The sequence below is a fragment of the Bacillus sp. mrc49 genome (assembly GCF_002803435.1).
Genome location: NZ_PHNG01000597.1, coordinates 1 through 816 on the forward strand (window position 1 = coordinate 1; position 816 = coordinate 816).

Here is an 816-nt window from a genome sequence, read left to right on the forward strand (position 1 = left end):
AAGGGTGTTGGCATTAAGGAAAGGGGAGGTTCCTGGGTTATTGACCACGACCATCCTGGAACGCGGCGTCACAATCGAACGCCTGGAGGTGGCCGTGATCGGCTCGGAGCATGAAGTGTTTTCAGAAAGCGCCCTCGTGCAGATTGCCGGCCGGGTTGGAAGAAGCTTGGCCCACCCTTGCGGCACGATCACTTTTTTTCACTATGGTAAAAGTAAAGCGATGATCGAGGCGATCCATCACATCCGAATGATGAATGAGGCTGCCCTGAAAAGGGGGTTGCTCGATGCGTAGATGTTTGGTTTGTGATGAAGCGATGAAGGAGGCCCTGACATGGGGAACATTGCTTAAGCGGGGCGAGGCCAAGGCGATCTGCAAAGGATGCGAGGCGAAACTGGATAGGATAACCGGGGAGAGATGTTCATTGTGTTCAAGGGGGATGGACGGCCATTACAGCGGTGGGGGCACCTGCTTCGATTGCTCAAGATGGGAAAGGGATAAGGAGTGGTCCGGCTATTTGTCCAAGAATATATCGCTTTTTCACTATAATGAACACCTGAAAGAAATCATCGCCAAATATAAGTACCGCGGGGATTATGCATTGGCAGCGATTTTCGTTCCCTATTTGAGGGAGGTGCTGCAGGATATGGAGCATGACCTTGTGACGTGCATCCCGCTAAGTGCTGAACGGCTAAGGGAGCGGGGGTTCAACCAGGCACAGGCTTTGGCGGATGTTATTGGCATTCGTACAGTCGAGGTACTGACTCGGATCGATACGGAAAAACAATCAAAAAAATCAAGACATGAAAGAATCACGC

2 protein-coding genes are annotated in these 816 nt (G+C 51.3%); both read left to right on the forward strand.

Annotated features, from left to right (window positions below; translation table 11 throughout):
- A partial coding sequence (locus CVN76_RS06270; RefSeq protein ID WP_332850613.1) for a helicase-related protein occupies positions 1 to 292 on the forward strand: 292 nt, incomplete at its 5' end.
- The coding region (locus CVN76_RS06275) for a ComF family protein (RefSeq protein WP_100530617.1) at positions 285 to 816 on the forward strand (532 nt) is incomplete at its 3' end. The genes CVN76_RS06270 and CVN76_RS06275, both read left to right, overlap by 8 nt.